This window comes from Pseudoalteromonas sp. 2CM28B (assembly GCF_023161935.1).
This window is the reverse complement of the sequence record NZ_JALNTH010000036.1, coordinates 52838-68513: the sequence shown is the minus strand read 5'-3', so window position 1 is coordinate 68513 and position 15676 is coordinate 52838. Positions and strand designations below refer to the sequence as shown.

Annotated in this window: 15 protein-coding genes and 2 pseudogenes; 14 read left to right on the top strand and 3 right to left on the bottom strand. The window is 39.4% G+C overall.

Annotation, left to right across the window (positions count from 1 at the left end; all coding sequences use genetic code 11):
* Positions 1 to 94 precede the first annotated feature (94 nt).
* The 10 genes and pseudogenes from MTN96_RS29845 to MTN96_RS29805 all read left to right on the top strand — a co-directional run bounded on the left by MTN96_RS29845 (position 95) and on the right by MTN96_RS29805 (position 11571).
* Complete coding sequence (locus tag MTN96_RS29845) at positions 95 to 745, top strand: hypothetical protein (protein ID WP_248533791.1); 651 nt, start codon at positions 95 to 97, stop codon at positions 743 to 745.
* A 249-nt stretch (positions 746 to 994) separates the two neighbouring features.
* Positions 995 to 1093 (top strand): annotated as a pseudogene (locus MTN96_RS37355) (Mobile element protein); the annotation flags it as partial.
* Positions 1094 to 1181: 88 nt separating this feature from the next.
* Positions 1182 to 2156, top strand: a complete 975-nt coding sequence (locus tag MTN96_RS29840; protein WP_069438965.1) for a transposase — start codon at positions 1182 to 1184, stop codon at positions 2154 to 2156.
* Positions 2157 to 2461: 305 nt separating this feature from the next.
* A complete protein-coding gene (locus MTN96_RS29835; RefSeq protein WP_248533789.1) occupies positions 2462 to 3418 on the top strand; it encodes a glycerophosphodiester phosphodiesterase family protein in 957 nt (318 codons plus the stop codon).
* Positions 3419 to 4090: 672 nt separating this feature from the next.
* Positions 4091 to 4654, top strand: a complete 564-nt coding sequence (locus MTN96_RS37350; RefSeq protein ID WP_374276172.1) for a hypothetical protein — start codon at positions 4091 to 4093, stop codon at positions 4652 to 4654.
* A 133-nt stretch (positions 4655 to 4787) separates the two neighbouring features.
* Positions 4788 to 5420, top strand: a complete 633-nt coding sequence (gene upp, locus MTN96_RS29825; protein WP_008466150.1) for a uracil phosphoribosyltransferase — start codon at positions 4788 to 4790, stop codon at positions 5418 to 5420.
* Positions 5421 to 5429: 9 nt separating this feature from the next.
* A complete protein-coding gene (locus tag MTN96_RS29820; RefSeq protein ID WP_028834749.1) occupies positions 5430 to 6668 on the top strand; it encodes a uracil-xanthine permease family protein in 1239 nt (412 codons plus the stop codon).
* Between the two features lie 147 nt (positions 6669 to 6815).
* Positions 6816 to 8559 (top strand): annotated as a pseudogene (locus MTN96_RS29815) (HAD-IIB family hydrolase).
* Positions 8552 to 9772: a glycosyl transferase gene (locus MTN96_RS29810; protein ID WP_248533785.1), complete on the top strand. Its 1221-nt coding sequence runs from the start codon at positions 8552 to 8554 to the stop codon at positions 9770 to 9772. The pseudogene MTN96_RS29815 and the gene MTN96_RS29810 overlap by 8 nt, the downstream one beginning before the upstream one ends.
* Positions 9773 to 9792: 20 nt before the next feature.
* Entirely contained in the window at positions 9793 to 11571 is a 1779-nt protein-coding gene (locus MTN96_RS29805; protein WP_248533783.1) for an alpha-amylase family glycosyl hydrolase, read from the top strand.
* Between the two features lie 52 nt (positions 11572 to 11623).
* Here the strand turns inward: MTN96_RS29805 and MTN96_RS29800 are convergent, their stop codons facing one another.
* Complete coding sequence (locus tag MTN96_RS29800; RefSeq protein WP_248533781.1) at positions 11624 to 12703, bottom strand: ABC transporter substrate-binding protein; 1080 nt, start codon at positions 12701 to 12703, stop codon at positions 11624 to 11626.
* A gap of 136 nt (positions 12704 to 12839) precedes the next feature.
* On the opposite strand from MTN96_RS29800, the gene MTN96_RS29795 reads away from it, so the two are divergent.
* Positions 12840 to 13229, top strand: coding sequence for a cytochrome b562 (locus tag MTN96_RS29795; RefSeq protein ID WP_036983935.1), 390 nt, complete (start codon positions 12840 to 12842; stop codon positions 13227 to 13229).
* A 9-nt stretch (positions 13230 to 13238) separates the two neighbouring features.
* A complete protein-coding gene (locus tag MTN96_RS29790) occupies positions 13239 to 13625 on the top strand; it encodes an OsmC family protein (RefSeq protein WP_248533779.1) in 387 nt (128 codons plus the stop codon).
* Positions 13626 to 13677: 52 nt separating this feature from the next.
* Here MTN96_RS29790 and ykgO read toward each other — a convergent pair whose 3' ends face one another.
* Positions 13678 to 13812 carry a type B 50S ribosomal protein L36 gene (ykgO, locus tag MTN96_RS29785; protein WP_002958669.1) on the bottom strand — a complete coding sequence of 45 codons (135 nt, stop codon included), beginning with the start codon at positions 13810 to 13812 and terminating at the stop codon, positions 13678 to 13680.
* On the bottom strand, positions 13809 to 14075 hold the full coding sequence (locus MTN96_RS29780) for a type B 50S ribosomal protein L31 (RefSeq protein ID WP_028834757.1): 267 nt from the start codon (positions 14073 to 14075) through the stop codon (positions 13809 to 13811). Before MTN96_RS29780 ends, ykgO begins: the two co-directional genes overlap by 4 nt.
* Positions 14076 to 14319: 244 nt before the next feature.
* Here MTN96_RS29780 and MTN96_RS29775 point away from each other — a divergent pair, with 244 nt between their 5' ends.
* The gene (locus MTN96_RS29775) at positions 14320 to 14589 is read left to right on the top strand and encodes a hypothetical protein (RefSeq protein WP_138626911.1); all 270 of its coding nucleotides are present in this window, start codon (positions 14320 to 14322) and stop codon (positions 14587 to 14589) included.
* Between the two features lie 276 nt (positions 14590 to 14865).
* Positions 14866 to 15672: an alpha/beta fold hydrolase gene (locus tag MTN96_RS29770; RefSeq protein ID WP_248533777.1), complete on the top strand. Its 807-nt coding sequence runs from the start codon at positions 14866 to 14868 to the stop codon at positions 15670 to 15672.
* Positions 15673 to 15676 lie beyond the last annotated feature (4 nt).

The window sequence follows — 15676 nt, the reverse complement described above, 5'->3', positions numbered from 1 at the left end:
CACCGAGCAGGTAGCGGCTCAGTCCAACAAGCGATTATGCAACACAAACAGCGTGTCGCATAAATACTAAAATGTTAGCTTTCATGGAGGTATTGTGTTTAAGGAAAGATATTTATCCTTGCTTCGTAAACAAAGAGAATTAATGTTTGAGTATGAAAACATGCTTGAAGAAGTGGATTTATTTGAACACCCAGAACTACTAAATTTTCCAATGTTAATAGACCGACACAAAAGAGTTTATGTTGAAAACAGGTGTCCGCTTCGTGAATCAAAAAATGATTCTTTGCAACTACTTACCAAACCTGGAGAAAGAAACTCAGGACTGAAGGAACTGAGGGACTTCACTAGAGAGAGTGAATCTTTGATAATTATTGATCCTTATTTTTTCTCAGGTGAAAGCAGTAAGGCTCAAATAATAGCTAGCGACGTTGAAAAATGTACTCGAGCAAAGCAAAGATTTTTGAAACGAGTACATGTAGTTTATGATCCATCCAGTCAAACTAAAGCTGTAAAAAAGTACATTGAAGAGATGTTTAAAAATAACAGCATATACTTTTCAACATCTACTACAGACGAAGTGCACGATAGAGTTTGGATATCGGATAGAAATAGGGCTTTAGTTGTTGGCACTTCTCTTAATGGTATTGGGAATAGAGCAGCATTTCTTTTACCTTTGCCAGAGTCTGATTTGAATGAGTTATTAGACTTTCTAGATGAGAAGTCTCTATCAAGGAAAGAAAGCTAACAAACGCATCAAGAGCTAAAATGAAACAGACACCCATCTTTAATTTTGTACTTTCAATGGTTTCAAACTATGCTTTAGGCAGTATGAATAAATAGGCTGGGTGTTCCATGGCAATTGCAAGAAAGCGTCAGGTTAGTTTGGCTGATACGCGATATTATTAAAATAAAATAGACACCCATCTTTAATTTTGTACTTGCAATGGTTTCAAACTATGCTTTAGGCAGTATGAATAAATAGGCTGGGTGTTCCATGGCAATTGCAAGAAAGCGTCAGGTTAGTTTGGCTGATACGCGATATTATCACTGTATTTCACGTTGTGTACGCCGAGCCTTTTTATGCGGAGAGGTAAATAAAACAGACACCCATCTTTAATTTTGTACTTTCAATGGTTTCAAACTATGCTTTAGGCAGTATAAATAAATAGGCTGGGTGTTCCATGGCAATTGCAAGAAAGCGTCAGGTTAGTTTGGCTGATACGCGATATTATCACTGTATTTCACGTTGTGTACGCCGAGCCTTTTTATGCGGAGAAGACCATTTTACAGGTCAGTCTTATGAGCACCGCAGAGGCTGGGTAGAAGATAGGCTACTTGCCTTAGCAAAAGTATTTTGCATAGATGTGTGTGCTTATGCTGTGATGAGTAATCACACTCATTTAGTACTATATGTAGATGATAAAAAGGCCAATAGGCTAAATGACAAAGCCATTATTATTCGGTGGCATAAAGTGTGTAAAGGCACGTTATTAACGCAAAAATACCTGCAAGGTGAAAAACTCACTAAAGCAGAGCTTATCTTTTTCAATCAAACAGTAAAAGAATACCGAGAGCGGCTATCTAGCATCAGTTGGTTTATGCGCTTGTTAAATGAAGATATTGCGCGCAAAGCGAATAAAGAAGACAACTGCACTGGTCGATTCTGGGAAGGGCGCTTTAAATCACAGGCCTTGCTAGATGAAGCCGCACTAGCTGCTTGCATGGCGTATGTAGATTTAAATCCAATTAGAGCAAAGGTAGCCAGCATCCCCGAAGAATCAGATCATACCAGCGTGAAAAAGCGATTAGAAAGTGCAGCAACAGGCAAGCAGCCTAAAAGTTTATTACGTTTTGCAGGATTACCACGCCAAATCATGCCAAAAGGCCTACCTTTTGAACTTAAATCCTACCTTGAACTCGTTGAATTAACAGGCCGTGTTATAAGAGAAGACAAGCAGGGACATATTGACAATATATACCTTCCTTTACTAGAGCGAGTCAATATTAGCCCTGAGAACTGGCTGAAATTGACGACACAATTTACCCGTGTGTTTCATGGTGCAGTCGGTAGACCTTCTTCACATGAAAGCTATTGTGAAAATCTAGGGAGAAAGCGGCGAGCAAACATGAGTAACTGCGAAAAATTACTCGCATAAAGCTTAATCAATCAAATACGTAAACTTACTGTATAGAGCAGGTATTTCCATGTCTGTCATTTAAGTTTTACAACGATATTTACTTATTTAAAGCTGAAACCAGCCTTTTAAAGTTGCAAGAAACTAAATGCAGAGCTTAATAGTGAATTTTGTGACACAGGTTCAATAGGTCATTAAAATGGGTGTCATCGTATGATATTTCTTAAAATGGGTGTCATCGTATGATATTTCGTATGATATTTTTAGGCGCGCGCTGAGCTTGGCGTTAGCTTTCATCGACCATCTATCAAGGACTCTGGTAATAAATGTTTATAAAAATAGTTAAGACGTTTTTGATCGCACTGTCTTGCATAATTACTCTAGGAGTTGTTAACGCTTATGTGTTCGTTCCTGACCTACAGCGACATGGCGAGATCGTGGCCTATCGAGGAGGCGGAAGCGCAGTTAATTATGAAAAACTAAATAAAACTGGCTGTACCGCCCTTTCAATAAAACCATCAAACATCAATTCTGTTGAAAACACACTAGAAGCCGTGGCTTCTTCCGTTGCAGCCGGAGTGAACGTAATTCATCTAAATGTTCACAGAACTCGTGATGATCAACTGGTTGTTTTTCATGACTGGACGTTAGATTGTGCTACAAACGGGTATGGGCCGGTACATAAAACATCGTTTGAGCAGTTGAAAAGTATTGATGCAGGATATGGATATACGTTTGATGATGGTGCGACTTTCCCATTTAGAGGAAAAGGTTTTAGGATTTCCAAGTTAGAGGCGTTTTACGAACGGTATCCAAAGCATGAGTTTTGGTTAAACCTAAAGGATAACGACATACGTTCATTCGAAACTCTATATGAGTATCTATCTGGCAAAAAATCTAGCCATATTGTAATTACCTCTTCAAAAGGTAAAGAGTGGTTTCGAAACAAGGATTCATCTTTACGGTTAGCAAGTGTTGGTAGTGTAAAGAGTTGCGGAATAGATTATCTTTTAGTTGGATGGGCGGGATTAGTTCCTGAGTCCTGTAGGAACACCATTCTTTTTATACCTCCCTCGATGACAAAGTATTTTTGGGGCTATCCTGAACGCCTTGCATCAAGATTACAGAGCTATGGTTCGGATGTTTATCTTTGGTCTCGACATGAATCGATCACTCAACCCTACGATGACGTTGTCGCATCGGGTATTGGAGTTATCACTAGTGATCTTGATTTTATGCGTGCAACACAAGCTAACAAATGCGTCAATCAGGACGCTCGCTAGCTCGCGCTTATTACGCGGGCGTTAAGTTTCCAAGGATACCATGTACAAGTTATGCAGAAACCCACCTTAAATTTCTTACTTTCAATGGCTTCAAACTATGCCTTAAGAAGTATAAGTAATGAGCAGTGTGTGTCATGGCAATTGCAAGAAAGCGTCAAGTCAGTTGGCTGATACGCGATATTAACACTGTATTTCATGTTGTGCGCGCAGGGCTTTTTTTATTAAGACCTTTTATTAAAAACACCGTCTAATGTTAAACTAACTAAAATTTAGCAACCTAATATGGCTATGTCTTTTTATCTTCCGTTACTTATCCCGCATTTTGAGCGTATAGCCATTGGCGAAACCCTAACTTCACTTTGGAGTGGCTGTGGTCAAATTGTGAAGTGCCAACTTGATGAGCAAGCCTGTGTGATTAAAGCGATTAAAGTACCCGATCACATTAATCATTCTAAAATTAAACAAAGTGCGTTTGCGCTTAACAGGAAACGTGGCTCTTACCACGTTGAATATACATTTTATCAGCAATTTAATCATAAACTGCCCAAGCAAGCGGCAGCTATTGAATGCATTAAAGCAATCAACAAAGGCGATGAGTTTGCCTTGGTGTTTAAAGATTTTTCAAAGCAGGGTTATATCCAAGCATCTAGCGAGAATATAAAAGCGATTTTAATGTGGTTGGCACATTTTCATGCCTTTCATTTAAATACAAAATTTGATGGTTTATGGCCGCAAGGAAGTTATTGGCATTTGGATACACGCCCTGATGAATTTAATAACTTACCTGAAAAGTCCGATATTAAACAGGCTGCTAATCAATTAAATAATGCGTTAAAGCAATGTGACTACCAAACGTTAATTCATGGTGATGCCAAGCTTGCTAATTTTGCAGCTAATAGCCAAGGGTATATACGCGGTTACGACTTTCAATATGTGGGTGCGGGTGTTGGGGTGGTAGATGTTATGTATTTTATGACCAGCTGTTTGGATGATTCTGAGCTTCACAAATACGCACAAACTTACCTCAACTATTATTTTAGCCAGTTTAAAAACGCACTCAGTCACTACCAACCAGCAGTGAATGCGGATGACGTTATTACACAATGGGCTCATTTATGGCCGGTGGCGTGGGCAGACTTTTATCGGTTTTTACTTGGGTGGAGCCCTGAGCACAAAAAAATTAACGGCTACATGCAAGCCCAAGTAAATAATTGGTTAGCCAGTAACAACTCATAAACACAAAAAGTTGAACAGTTATGGCTAAATTAAATATTTTGGCACGAACTATGAAATCAAGGCTAAAATTAACAGTCAAACGGCCTGTTTTAATATAAAATACGTCAAATTTTTTATCACTAGGTTTATTACTATGGCTATTCACGTTATTTCTCATCCCCTTGTTCAACATAAGTTAGGTTTAATGCGCGCGCATGGAATTAGCACGAAAAGTTTTCGTGAGTTGTGTTCAGAAGTGGGCACATTATTAACTTACGAAGCCACTAAAAACCTAGAATTAGAAGATAACGAAATTACAGGCTGGGACGGTAATAAACTTAAAGTTGAGCACATTAAGGGTAAAAAAATTACCGTGGTGCCAATTTTACGTGCGGGCCTTGGTATGATGGACGGCGTAATGTCGTTACTCCCAGCGGCTAAAGTGAGTGTAGTGGGTTTAGAGCGTAATGAAGAAACTCTTGAGCCAGTTCCCTACTTTGAAAAACTAGTGGGTAATATTGATGAGCGTTTAAGCTTAGTGATTGACCCAATGCTGGCTACTGGTGGTTCTATGATCGCCACCATCGATATGCTTAAAAAAGCAGGCTGTAAAGAAATTAAAGTAATTGTATTGGTTGCTGCACCTGAGGGCGTTGAAAAAACATTAGCCGCTCATCCTGATATTGAGATTTTTACTGCCTCAGTTGATAGCCATTTAAATGAAAAAGGTTACATCATCCCAGGGCTTGGCGATGCAGGTGACAAAATTTTCGGTACGGTTTACTAAGGTTTAGCAGTGCAAAATAATTCTACATTTTCTATAAAAACCATTTTAACCGGTGCCCAAATGCTGTTTGTTGCATTCGGTGCGCTGGTATTAGTGCCTATTTTAACCGGCCTCGATCCGAGTGTTGCCTTGTTTACCGCAGGTTTAGGTACTTTGTTGTTTCAATTTGTCACTAAAGGCCAAGTGCCTATCTTTTTAGCCTCGTCATTTGCGTTTATTGCACCCATTATTGCCTCAGTGCAAATGTGGGGCATACCCGCCACTATGGGCGGCTTAATGGCAGCGGGCTTTACTTATATGCTGTTGAGTTTATTGGTGAAGTTTAAAGGCACAAAAACCTTACATAAAATTTTGCCGCCAATTGTGGTCGGCCCAGTCATTATGGTGATTGGCCTAGCACTCGCGCCAGCTGCGGTTAATATGGCCATGGGTAAAAGTGGCGATGGTGGTACACAAATTATTGCCTACGATAGTGCCATTATTATCTCTATGTTCTCATTACTAGTCACTTTAGTGTTTGCCGTGTGGGGCAAAGGGGTATTTAAACTAATACCTATTTTAGCCGGTGTTGTTGCCGGTTACACGCTATCGTTATTTATGGGTGTAGTGCAGTTTGAAACAGTCAGTAATGCACAGTGGTTGGCAGTGCCTAACTTTGTACTGCCAGAGTTTAAATGGCAAGCCATTTTGTTTATGGTGCCGGTGGCAATTGCGCCTGCTATTGAACACATTGGTGACATGATGGCAATTAGCCAAGTTACAAAAAAAGACTATTTGAAAAAGCCAGGGCTACATCGCACTTTATTTGGTGATGGGTTAGCCACGTCTGCTGCGTCATTATTTGGCGGCCCACCTAACACCACTTACTCAGAGGTAACCGGTGCGGTAATGCTAACTAAAAACTTTAACCCTAAAGTGATGATGTGGACTGCCATTATTGCAATTTGTTTGGCGTTTGTGGCTAAAATGGGCGCGGGCTTGCAAACCATTCCGGTCCCTGTAATGGGTGGCATAATGATCTTATTATTTGGCTCTATTGCCGTTATTGGCTTAAATACCTTAGTTAAATCGGGCGATGACTTAAGTGAGCCTCGCAATTTAAGTATTGTGGCGCTTATTTTAATTTGCGGTATTGGTGGTATGCACATTGGTAGCAGCCAGTTCAGCCTTGAAGGTGTGAGCTTATGCGCTGTTTTAGGTATAGTATTAAATTTAGTATTCCCAAAAGCACAGAGCAACGAGAATTAAATTTGCACTGTGGTTAAAAATATTGCACCAAAAAAGCGCATTTTAAATGCGCTTTTTTTTTTAACCTACTAAAAAGTAACAATAAATAATATTGGTCTAGTAACTGCATTTCCTTATTCATACCCTATAGTTGAATTAGGGGTTGTTATATTGGAGGCCAATAGTGTGGATATAAATGCTTTTTTAGTAAAACATCAATTGCCGTTGAAATATCAATATATTAGTGAGCAGTATTTTTCTGTGATTGCTCAGGATATTTTAACCAGCAAAAAAAATGCGCCTTTATTTGTTGCCATCAACGGCTGCCAAGGCTCAGGAAAAACCACGCTTGGTGACTATTTAGTGACTTGGTTTGAGCAAAACACCCACCTAAATTGTGTTGCGCTCTCTATTGATGACTTTTATTTATCAACTCAAAAACGTCAGCAGTTAGCCCAAGATGTGCATTGTTTATTCGCCACTAGAGGTGTACCGGGTACACATGATGTTGCGTTGATGGATAACACCATTAGCCGTTTATTAAATGCAGAAGTAAATGTACCGCTGCCACGTTTTGACAAGCAACAAGATGAACCGGTAGCAACAAACAAATGGTTAACCAATAGTCAGCCGGTCGATATTGTTATTTTAGAAGGGTGGTGTGTAGCCAGTGAACCACAGCAGCCTTTTACTTTAGTTGAGCCTATTAATGAGCTAGAAAAATCATACGATCAACAAGGGTTGTGGCGTCGCTGTATTAACAGCTGTTTAGCCAATGAATATAAAACCGTTTTTGATAAAATCGACTACACAATAATGCTCAAAGCCCCAAGTTTTGATGATGTGTTTGCCTGGCGACAAGAGCAAGAGCACAAGTTAATTGCCAAACAAGGGCAGGGCGCAGGCACTATGACCGATGAGCAGTTATTGTGGTTTATTGCTCATTTTGAACGCATCACTCGTGAAAACCTCAATACCCTCAGTGCTAAAGCAAATGCACTTATAGAGCTTGATAGTAATCGTGATGTAACTGCGATGGTGCTTACGAACGATAGTATTGGTCAGCCCATTATTTTTACCGATTTAGATGGCACATTGCTCAATCACAGTGATTACAACACCGATGCGGTAGATACCTTACTACAAGAGCTGCAATACAGTGGTGTACCCGTGGTATTTAATACCAGTAAAACATTTAGTGAAGTAGTGGCACTGCAACAAGCGCTCAATATTAAACAGCCTTTTATTGTTGAAAATGGCTCGGCTGTTTATATTCCTAAAAATTATTTTAGTCTCAGACCCATTGGCTGCAGCGAATACCAAGGCTATTGGTGTTATTCATTTGCGGCACCCATTAGCAATTTATGGGCTGATTTAACACACTTAAAAAAAGACTACGGCGATCAATATAGTTTATTCAGTGAGTTATCGTGTGAGCAGGTAATGCACATCACTGGGTTAAACGCGATACAGGCGGCGCAAGCACAGAATCGTCAATATTCAGATCCGCTCTGCTGGCATGGCGAAGAGCACAAACTCAACGAATTTATAAACGCAATAACAGTGTACGGCTACGACGTTAAAGTAGGCGGGCGCTTTATTCACATTGGTAAAAATACCGATAAAAGCATGGCGCAGCAATGGCTAGTGAAACAGTTTACTGCGCAGTTTACTAAGCCGCTAAGCATTATTGCGCTTGGGGATAGTGATAACGATAAGCAAATGCTCGAAGAGGCAGATATTGCCATTATTATTGCCAATCCAGAGAGCAAAAAGCCGGTTAAATTAACCCATAACAAAGCGCGTTATTCTCAGTTGCCGGCACCGCTAGGCTGGGTTGAAGAAATTACAGCACTACCTTGTATTAACAGCATTTTATTTAGGTTCTGAGGAGCATAGTTTACATGGCTGATTTTTATCAAAATGGCATCATTACAACGTTACATAATATTGCCAACAGACCCGTAGACGATTTAGAAAAAGAGTTGCTGAGTTTTAGTAAGCAGCGACCCATGGGGCTTATTTTGCCCTCATTATTTAGTGAGTTAGAAGGCCCCGCGCTACAAAATATTGTTAAAGAGCTGCAAAAAGTACCTTATTTATCACAAATTACCATAGGCTTAGACAGAGCCGACGAAAGCCAATATCGTTATGCACTTAACTTTTTTAAATCGCTCGATCAAAATCATAAAGTGTTGTGGAACGATGGCCCCCGTTTGCAGGCGCTCGATAAAGAGCTCCAAGCCTTAGGTGTGGCGCCACGCGAGCTTGGTAAAGGGCGTAATGTGTGGTATTGCATGGGGTATAAATTAGCCACCGCTGAGGTTGAGTCAATAGCACTACATGATTGCGATATTTTAACTTATGACCGAGGCTTATTAGCGCGATTAATTTACCCTGTTGCACATCCTCGATTTAACTATGAGTTTTGTAAAGGCTTTTACCCGCGCACCGCCAATGGAAAAATAAATGGTCGAGTATCGCGTTTACTAGTTACCCCGTTATTGCGCTCGTTTAAAACCATTTTAGGCAGCAGAGACTACCTTGAGTACATGGACTCGTTTCGTTACCCATTAGCCGGTGAATTTTCGTTTAGGCGTGATGTATTAAACGATATTCGTATTCCTAGTGACTGGGGGTTAGAAATTGGCGTATTAAGTGAAATGTACCGTAATTACTCCCATAACCGCTTATGCCAAGTTGATATTGCCGACAACTACGATCATAAACATCAGGAATTATCGCTCGACGACCAAACCGCTGGCCTTTCTAAAATGTCGATTGATATCACCAAAGCACTATTTAGAAAGTTAGCGACTCAGGGGGTTACCTTTACCAGCGAAACTATACGTTCATTAAAGGCCACATATTACCGCATTGGTTTAGATTTTATTGAAACCTATCACAATGATGCACTAATGAACGGTTTAACCCTTGATATTCACCAAGAAGAAAAAGCCGTTGAAATGTTTGCGCAAAATATCATGAATGCCGGTCAGCACTTTTTAGAAAACCCAATGGAAGCCCCCTTTGTGCCAAGTTGGAACCGTGTGGCCTCGGCAATGCCTGACGTACTTGAGCGTTTAAAAGAAGCCGTTGAGCTAGATAACGAGCAATACAGTTAACATCATTAAAAGAGGCGCTTGTGAGTATAGTTAAAGAACAGTTTTTTCAACGAGTTGAACAACATTTACATGCTATTTATCAAGATGTTGAATTACCGATAGCAATAAGCGAATTGACTGAAGAATTGATCACCTTAATTCTAGGTGATAACCCACTTCGCGATCCCACGCCACACACTAACCGCTGGGATGAACAAGATGTTGTGCTAATAGCCTATGGCGATTCGATAATAAACCATGAAGACAGTGAGTTAGCCGTTGGGACTCCCTTAGAAGCCCCGTTAAAAACCTTGCATCGCTTTATAAAAGAGCAGTGCGATCATCAGCTTAATGCACTGCACATTTTACCCTTTTATCCGTATAGCTCAGATGAAGGGTTTGCGGTAATGAACTATGCACACGTTAATGAAGCGCTGGGCGACTGGCAAGACATTAACGCGATTGCCAACGATGTAAAGTTAATGGCTGACTTAGTCATTAATCATTGCTCTAGTCGAAGTATTTGGTTTGAAAACTTTTTAACCGACACACACCCCGGAAAAGATTACTTTAAAACAGCCAGTTTAACTGACGATTTAAGCCAAGTTGTTCGTCCTCGTACGTCGCCACTATTAAATACGGTAACAACAACTAGTGGTGAAAAACATGTATGGTGCACATTTAGTCATGATCAAGTGGATTTTGATTTTGAAAATCCCGAGGTGTTAAAAGAGTTTGTCGGCATTATTCGCCACTATTTAGATAACGGTATTCGCTTGTTTCGCCTTGATGCCGTGGCCTTTTTATGGAAACAGCTTAATACCAGTTGTATAAACTTACCGCAAACCCATGAAGTGGTGCGTTTACTGCGAACGCTGATTGAGCATGCTGAGCCTAGTGTGGTTATTATTACCGAGACCAACATTCCCAATCAAGAAAACCTATCTTACTTTGGTAATGCCAACGAAGCCCATGCAATTTATAACTTTGCCTTACCGCCGTTGTTATTGCACACTTTACTTAGTGGTGATAGTACCGCGCTTAAGCACTGGGTGATGAGCATGCCGCCAGCGCAAAACGGTACCGCATATTTTAATTTTATAGCCTCTCATGATGGCATTGGTTTGAGGCCAATTGAAGGCTTATTACAACCGAGTGAAGTTGCTTCGTTAGTAAGTACGACCATGCAATTTGGGGGGCGTGTTTCAATGCGCACCAGTCTCGATGGTACACATACCCCCTATGAGCTAAATATTGCCTTGTTTGATGCCTTACAAGGTACGCATAATGGCGCAGATAAATATGGCCTTGAGCGTTTTTTGTGTGCCCATGCCATTATGTTTGCAATGGAAGGAATACCGGGGCTATATATACATAGCTTACTTGGTACAACTAATGACTATGAGCGTTTTGAAAATTCGCAGCACAATCGCGCAATTAATCGTCATCGCTGGCAAGAATCAAAATTGTTAGCGGCAATTGAAGAAAAATACAGCCATCACCACCAGGTGTTCAAGGGAATAAAACAGTTATTAGCAGTGCGTAAAAGGCAAGTAGCATTCCATCCTAATGCCACACAATTTACTTTGCACTTAGGAGAGGGGTTATTTGGTTTTTGGCGACAAAGTATAGACCGCCAACAAAGCATTTTTTGTGTTTATAATATTAGCAGTCAGCCACAAAGCTTAACCCTAGCCGATTTAAACTTAATAAATACTCAGCAATGGGTTGAGCTGCTCTCTAAAACAGTGCTGGATGAAGAGCTTAAAACTATGCAATTAGCACCGTATCAAACACTCTGGTTATCTAATAGAGCATAAATAACGACGTTTAAAGTAATCAATGTAACTGTAAAGGGGCTTTACAGTTACATTACTCAAGCGCGAGTAGTAAGTTTTCTATAGTAAATTCAACTTTGTCTGGGCGGGTTTTACTAAACTGCGAAAAGTCTATTTCGGCTAGGTTATTCGCATTAATTGCATTATATAAAGGCTTATTTGTATCGTTGAGTGGCTGAAAAATATCATTAGTGCTGTGAAAAAGTGGCCAACGCTTTAAATCAGTATGGTTATCAAATAAGTTTATAATTGCATGAGCCCCTAATAAAACATGACCTCCTATAGATACATCAAGCTCTGAACCAGTATTAGGTGGAACCTCCCAGTTAATACCGCCCACAATAACCTGTGATTGTATGTTTAGCTGTTTTAATGCCCTTTTTGCGCCAAACGCAATCGCGTCATTCGCACACCAAATAATGTTAATTTCAGGGACTTGCTGCATATACGCCAAGGTTTTTGTAAACCCTTCTTGTTCAGACCAATTGGCAACCTCTTTACCGGTTAAGGTGACTTGCGGTGTTTGCGTTAAAAAATCCATTAACCCTTGAGTGCGCATAATAGAAGCAGGCGTTGCATAGTCGCCTAATAACGCCAATATATGTGCGCTAGTTGTTGTTTTATTGGTAAACTTTTTATAAAGCTGCTGCATCAATGATTTACCTGCAACGCGATTATTTGGGGTAATACTGCCGATCACATTGACGCCATTTTTTTGCAATTGCTCGAGAGACGCAGGGGAAGGGCGATTTAATAAAAAATAAATGGGAACATTGTTACTGTTTATTTTAGATAGGTATTGGCTGGTGACATTTTTTTCGTTTACCAATAACAGGTAATCAGGCTTATCGTTAATGGCCTGCTGGATCAGCTCTTTCATTAAAATATGATTTCGATTGGCGTATTTTATAGTTAATGTCACATCTAAATCTGTGGCAGCATTTTGCATAATTTTAGAAACATGAAACCAAAAATCACCGGTTTTATTGCTATTAGCTTCAGTTGAATTTGAAAAGCCAGGATTGATGAATATGATCTCTAAGGCATTAATACTGTAACTACTGAATAGCAGGCAGGAAAAAGTTATCAGGCGGTGTAATTTAAACAAAGGCATATGTTTCTCTATATATTTTATAAAGCTCGATTTTTATCTTGCTAACTAGCTCCGTGGTGACATCTAAGCGTTATGCTATATAATACCCTAGTAAGTTTACCATGTATGCAGCAATTAATTTTTTTAGGATTTATGAATGAAAGCAGTTTTATTGTTAATAGTATTACTCTTTAGTCAAACAGTTGCCGCTAATGACGTAAGTGATTTAGAAAAGACCATGAAAAATATAGGGCTGGCTTATAAACAAAGTGTTGAAGCAACCCAACTTAAAGAATTTAATGGTGCTATCGATGAATTTATTGGATTGATAGAGCAAGGTAAGAAAGCCAAATTTTATAAAGAAGCTGAGAAGTCGGTGCAAGGGCTCGATAAAGTACTTGTTCAAGCCCAGTTAGCCAAAAAAGTAGCGAATGAGCAGGGACTCGAAGCTGCAAAAAAACCACTTAAAGCTATCGATAATTTACGCAAAAAATATCATAAATTACATGAGCCTCCAGGCTTTTTTGAATTACTGTTTGGAAAATAAGGATTAGCAATGGAAATTTCAGTTTCAATGTTAGAAGGTCAAAAGTTGAGTGCTAAGTTTGGTGAGCATGAGGTGATAAGCGATCAAAGCATAAACGCTGGTGGTGGGGCAGAGCACCCAGAGCCGTTTGACTACTTTTTGGTTAGCATGGTTTTGTGCGCTGGTTTTTATGCGCGTAAATTTTGTCAGCAAAGAGAGATCTCAACCGACGGCATGACGCTGACACAAAATAACGAAAATGTAGATGAAAACGGTAAGAAGCTTTTTTCAATCGAAATTGGCTTGCCAGAAGGTTTCCCCGAAAAATATAAAAAAGCACTTATTGCTGCTGTAAATACATGTACCGTGAAAAAGGTTATTCAGGCAGTGCCTGAGTTTTCTGTTGAAGTAAAGTAAATACCCTTTAACAATAATGCCGAGTATAAACTCGGCATTATTATTTATCCCACTATTTTTTCTTCATACCCTGCACGGCTTTAAATCTAGGGTTGTTTTTACATATCACGAATACTCGCCCTTTGCGCTTTACAATTTGACAACCTGGTCGTTGTTTTGCACTTTTTAATGAACTTAATACTTTCATTTGCTTTCCTTTTTAGCTGTAGAGAGGTTTTTAAAGCGACGATTAAATTGCGCAACGCGGCCATCAGTAGCAAGTGTTTTTTGTTTTCCGGTATAAAATGGGTGTGAGTCAGATGAAACATCAATAGGCACATAGGGATATGTATTACCGTCTATTTCGATAGTGCGATTGGTTTTAATGGTTGAACCAATAATAAAGTAAGAATCAGCTGCAGTATCATGAAAAGCAACCACATGGTAATCAGGGTGAATATTGGGCTTCATTAAACGCCTTTAATGTTATGTGATAGTATATCACTTAATTTAACGTATTTATTTTCCCTTTGCAAATCATTTTAAATAGCCTTAAACGCAGCGTAATTGCTACGTAATTGCTGCGTATTTGCACAAAGCAGTCAAAAAATAAGCACTTAGATCAAAAGTACTAGCTATTAGTATTTAGGCTGCTATAACTAGTCTCAGCAAAAAAAAATAATAAAAATTTAATAACGTTAATAGAGGTAGTTTTATGAGTGACGCTCAGGCACAACAAGACCAAATCGACCAAGGAGTCATGGATACTCTTAGGGAGCGCGATCATAGTGTATTGGCAAAACAAGTTGACTCACTCGCATGTACTCATAACGATATCATTGAATTACTTGCTCATTATTTAGCATTAAGCGAACAAGACGATGATGAGTTATTTGACGATTGGTTTGACTCGCTTTCAAAAGAGCAACACACCGTATTAAAAGTATTTGAAGTTTATCGCGGGCAGTATGAGCACCAAAACTAATCCGTTTGGTTGTAATAGCCATTTTATTAAGATGATGCTGGCTGCCAAGTATGTAATTTAATGTTAACAAAGGTGTGTGTTTTTATACCTAAGTAAAATATAAAATCACACTTTTTTAAGACAATAGTATGTAGTTTTTCTCTTGATTATCTTTCATATAACTAATTGATGTATAAAGCTTTGTAATGAGTTACACTTATTTGTATAAACAGTAGCCTCACTATGTTTAATAAATGCACTCCTTTTATTAGGTGAACAAAGAAAAGGATCATTCTAATGCCGCACTTAAATGAAATACGCAAAAGAAACAACGTCAAAATAATTGGCAAGGGTGATAAAACCTTAGTGTTGGCTCACGGCTTTGGCTGTGACCAAAATATGTGGCGATTTATTATTCCTGCCCTTGAACAACATTTTACTTTAGTGCTGTTTGATTATGTAGGCTCAGGTAACTCTGATGTGGCTAAATATAATAAACAGCGCTACTCAACCCTTGATGGGTATGCCAAAGACGTACTAGAAATATGTGCCGCACTTGAACTTACCGATATTACATTTATAGGCCACTCTGTTAGCGCAACAATTGGTGCACTTGCTGCCATTGAGCAACCAGAGTTATTTGCTCAGCTTGTTATGGTTTGCCCCTCACCGTGTTTTTTAAATTTACCCCCTGATTATTTTGGCGGATTTGAAAAACAAGATTTGCACGAACTACTAAACCTAATGGATAAAAATTACATTGGCTGGGCCAATTACTTAGCGCCTTTGGTTATGGGGAGTTCTCATCCTGATGAATTTATAGCGGAACTATCGGGAAGTTTTTGCTCAACCGATCCCCTTATTGCAAAAACCTTTGCAGAAGCCACGTTTTTATCCGACTACCGTTTTATACTTGAACATATAAAACAGCCTACTTTAATTTTACAAAGTGAAAATGATGCTTTAGCCGCGCCTTCTGTTGGGGAGTTTGTAGCGAATGAAATTTCAAATGCAACACTTAAGGTTATTAGTGCGCATGGCCACTGTATACATATGACGCACCCAGAAACAGTCAGACGTTTAATTTTTGATTTTGTGAGTTAGCCAC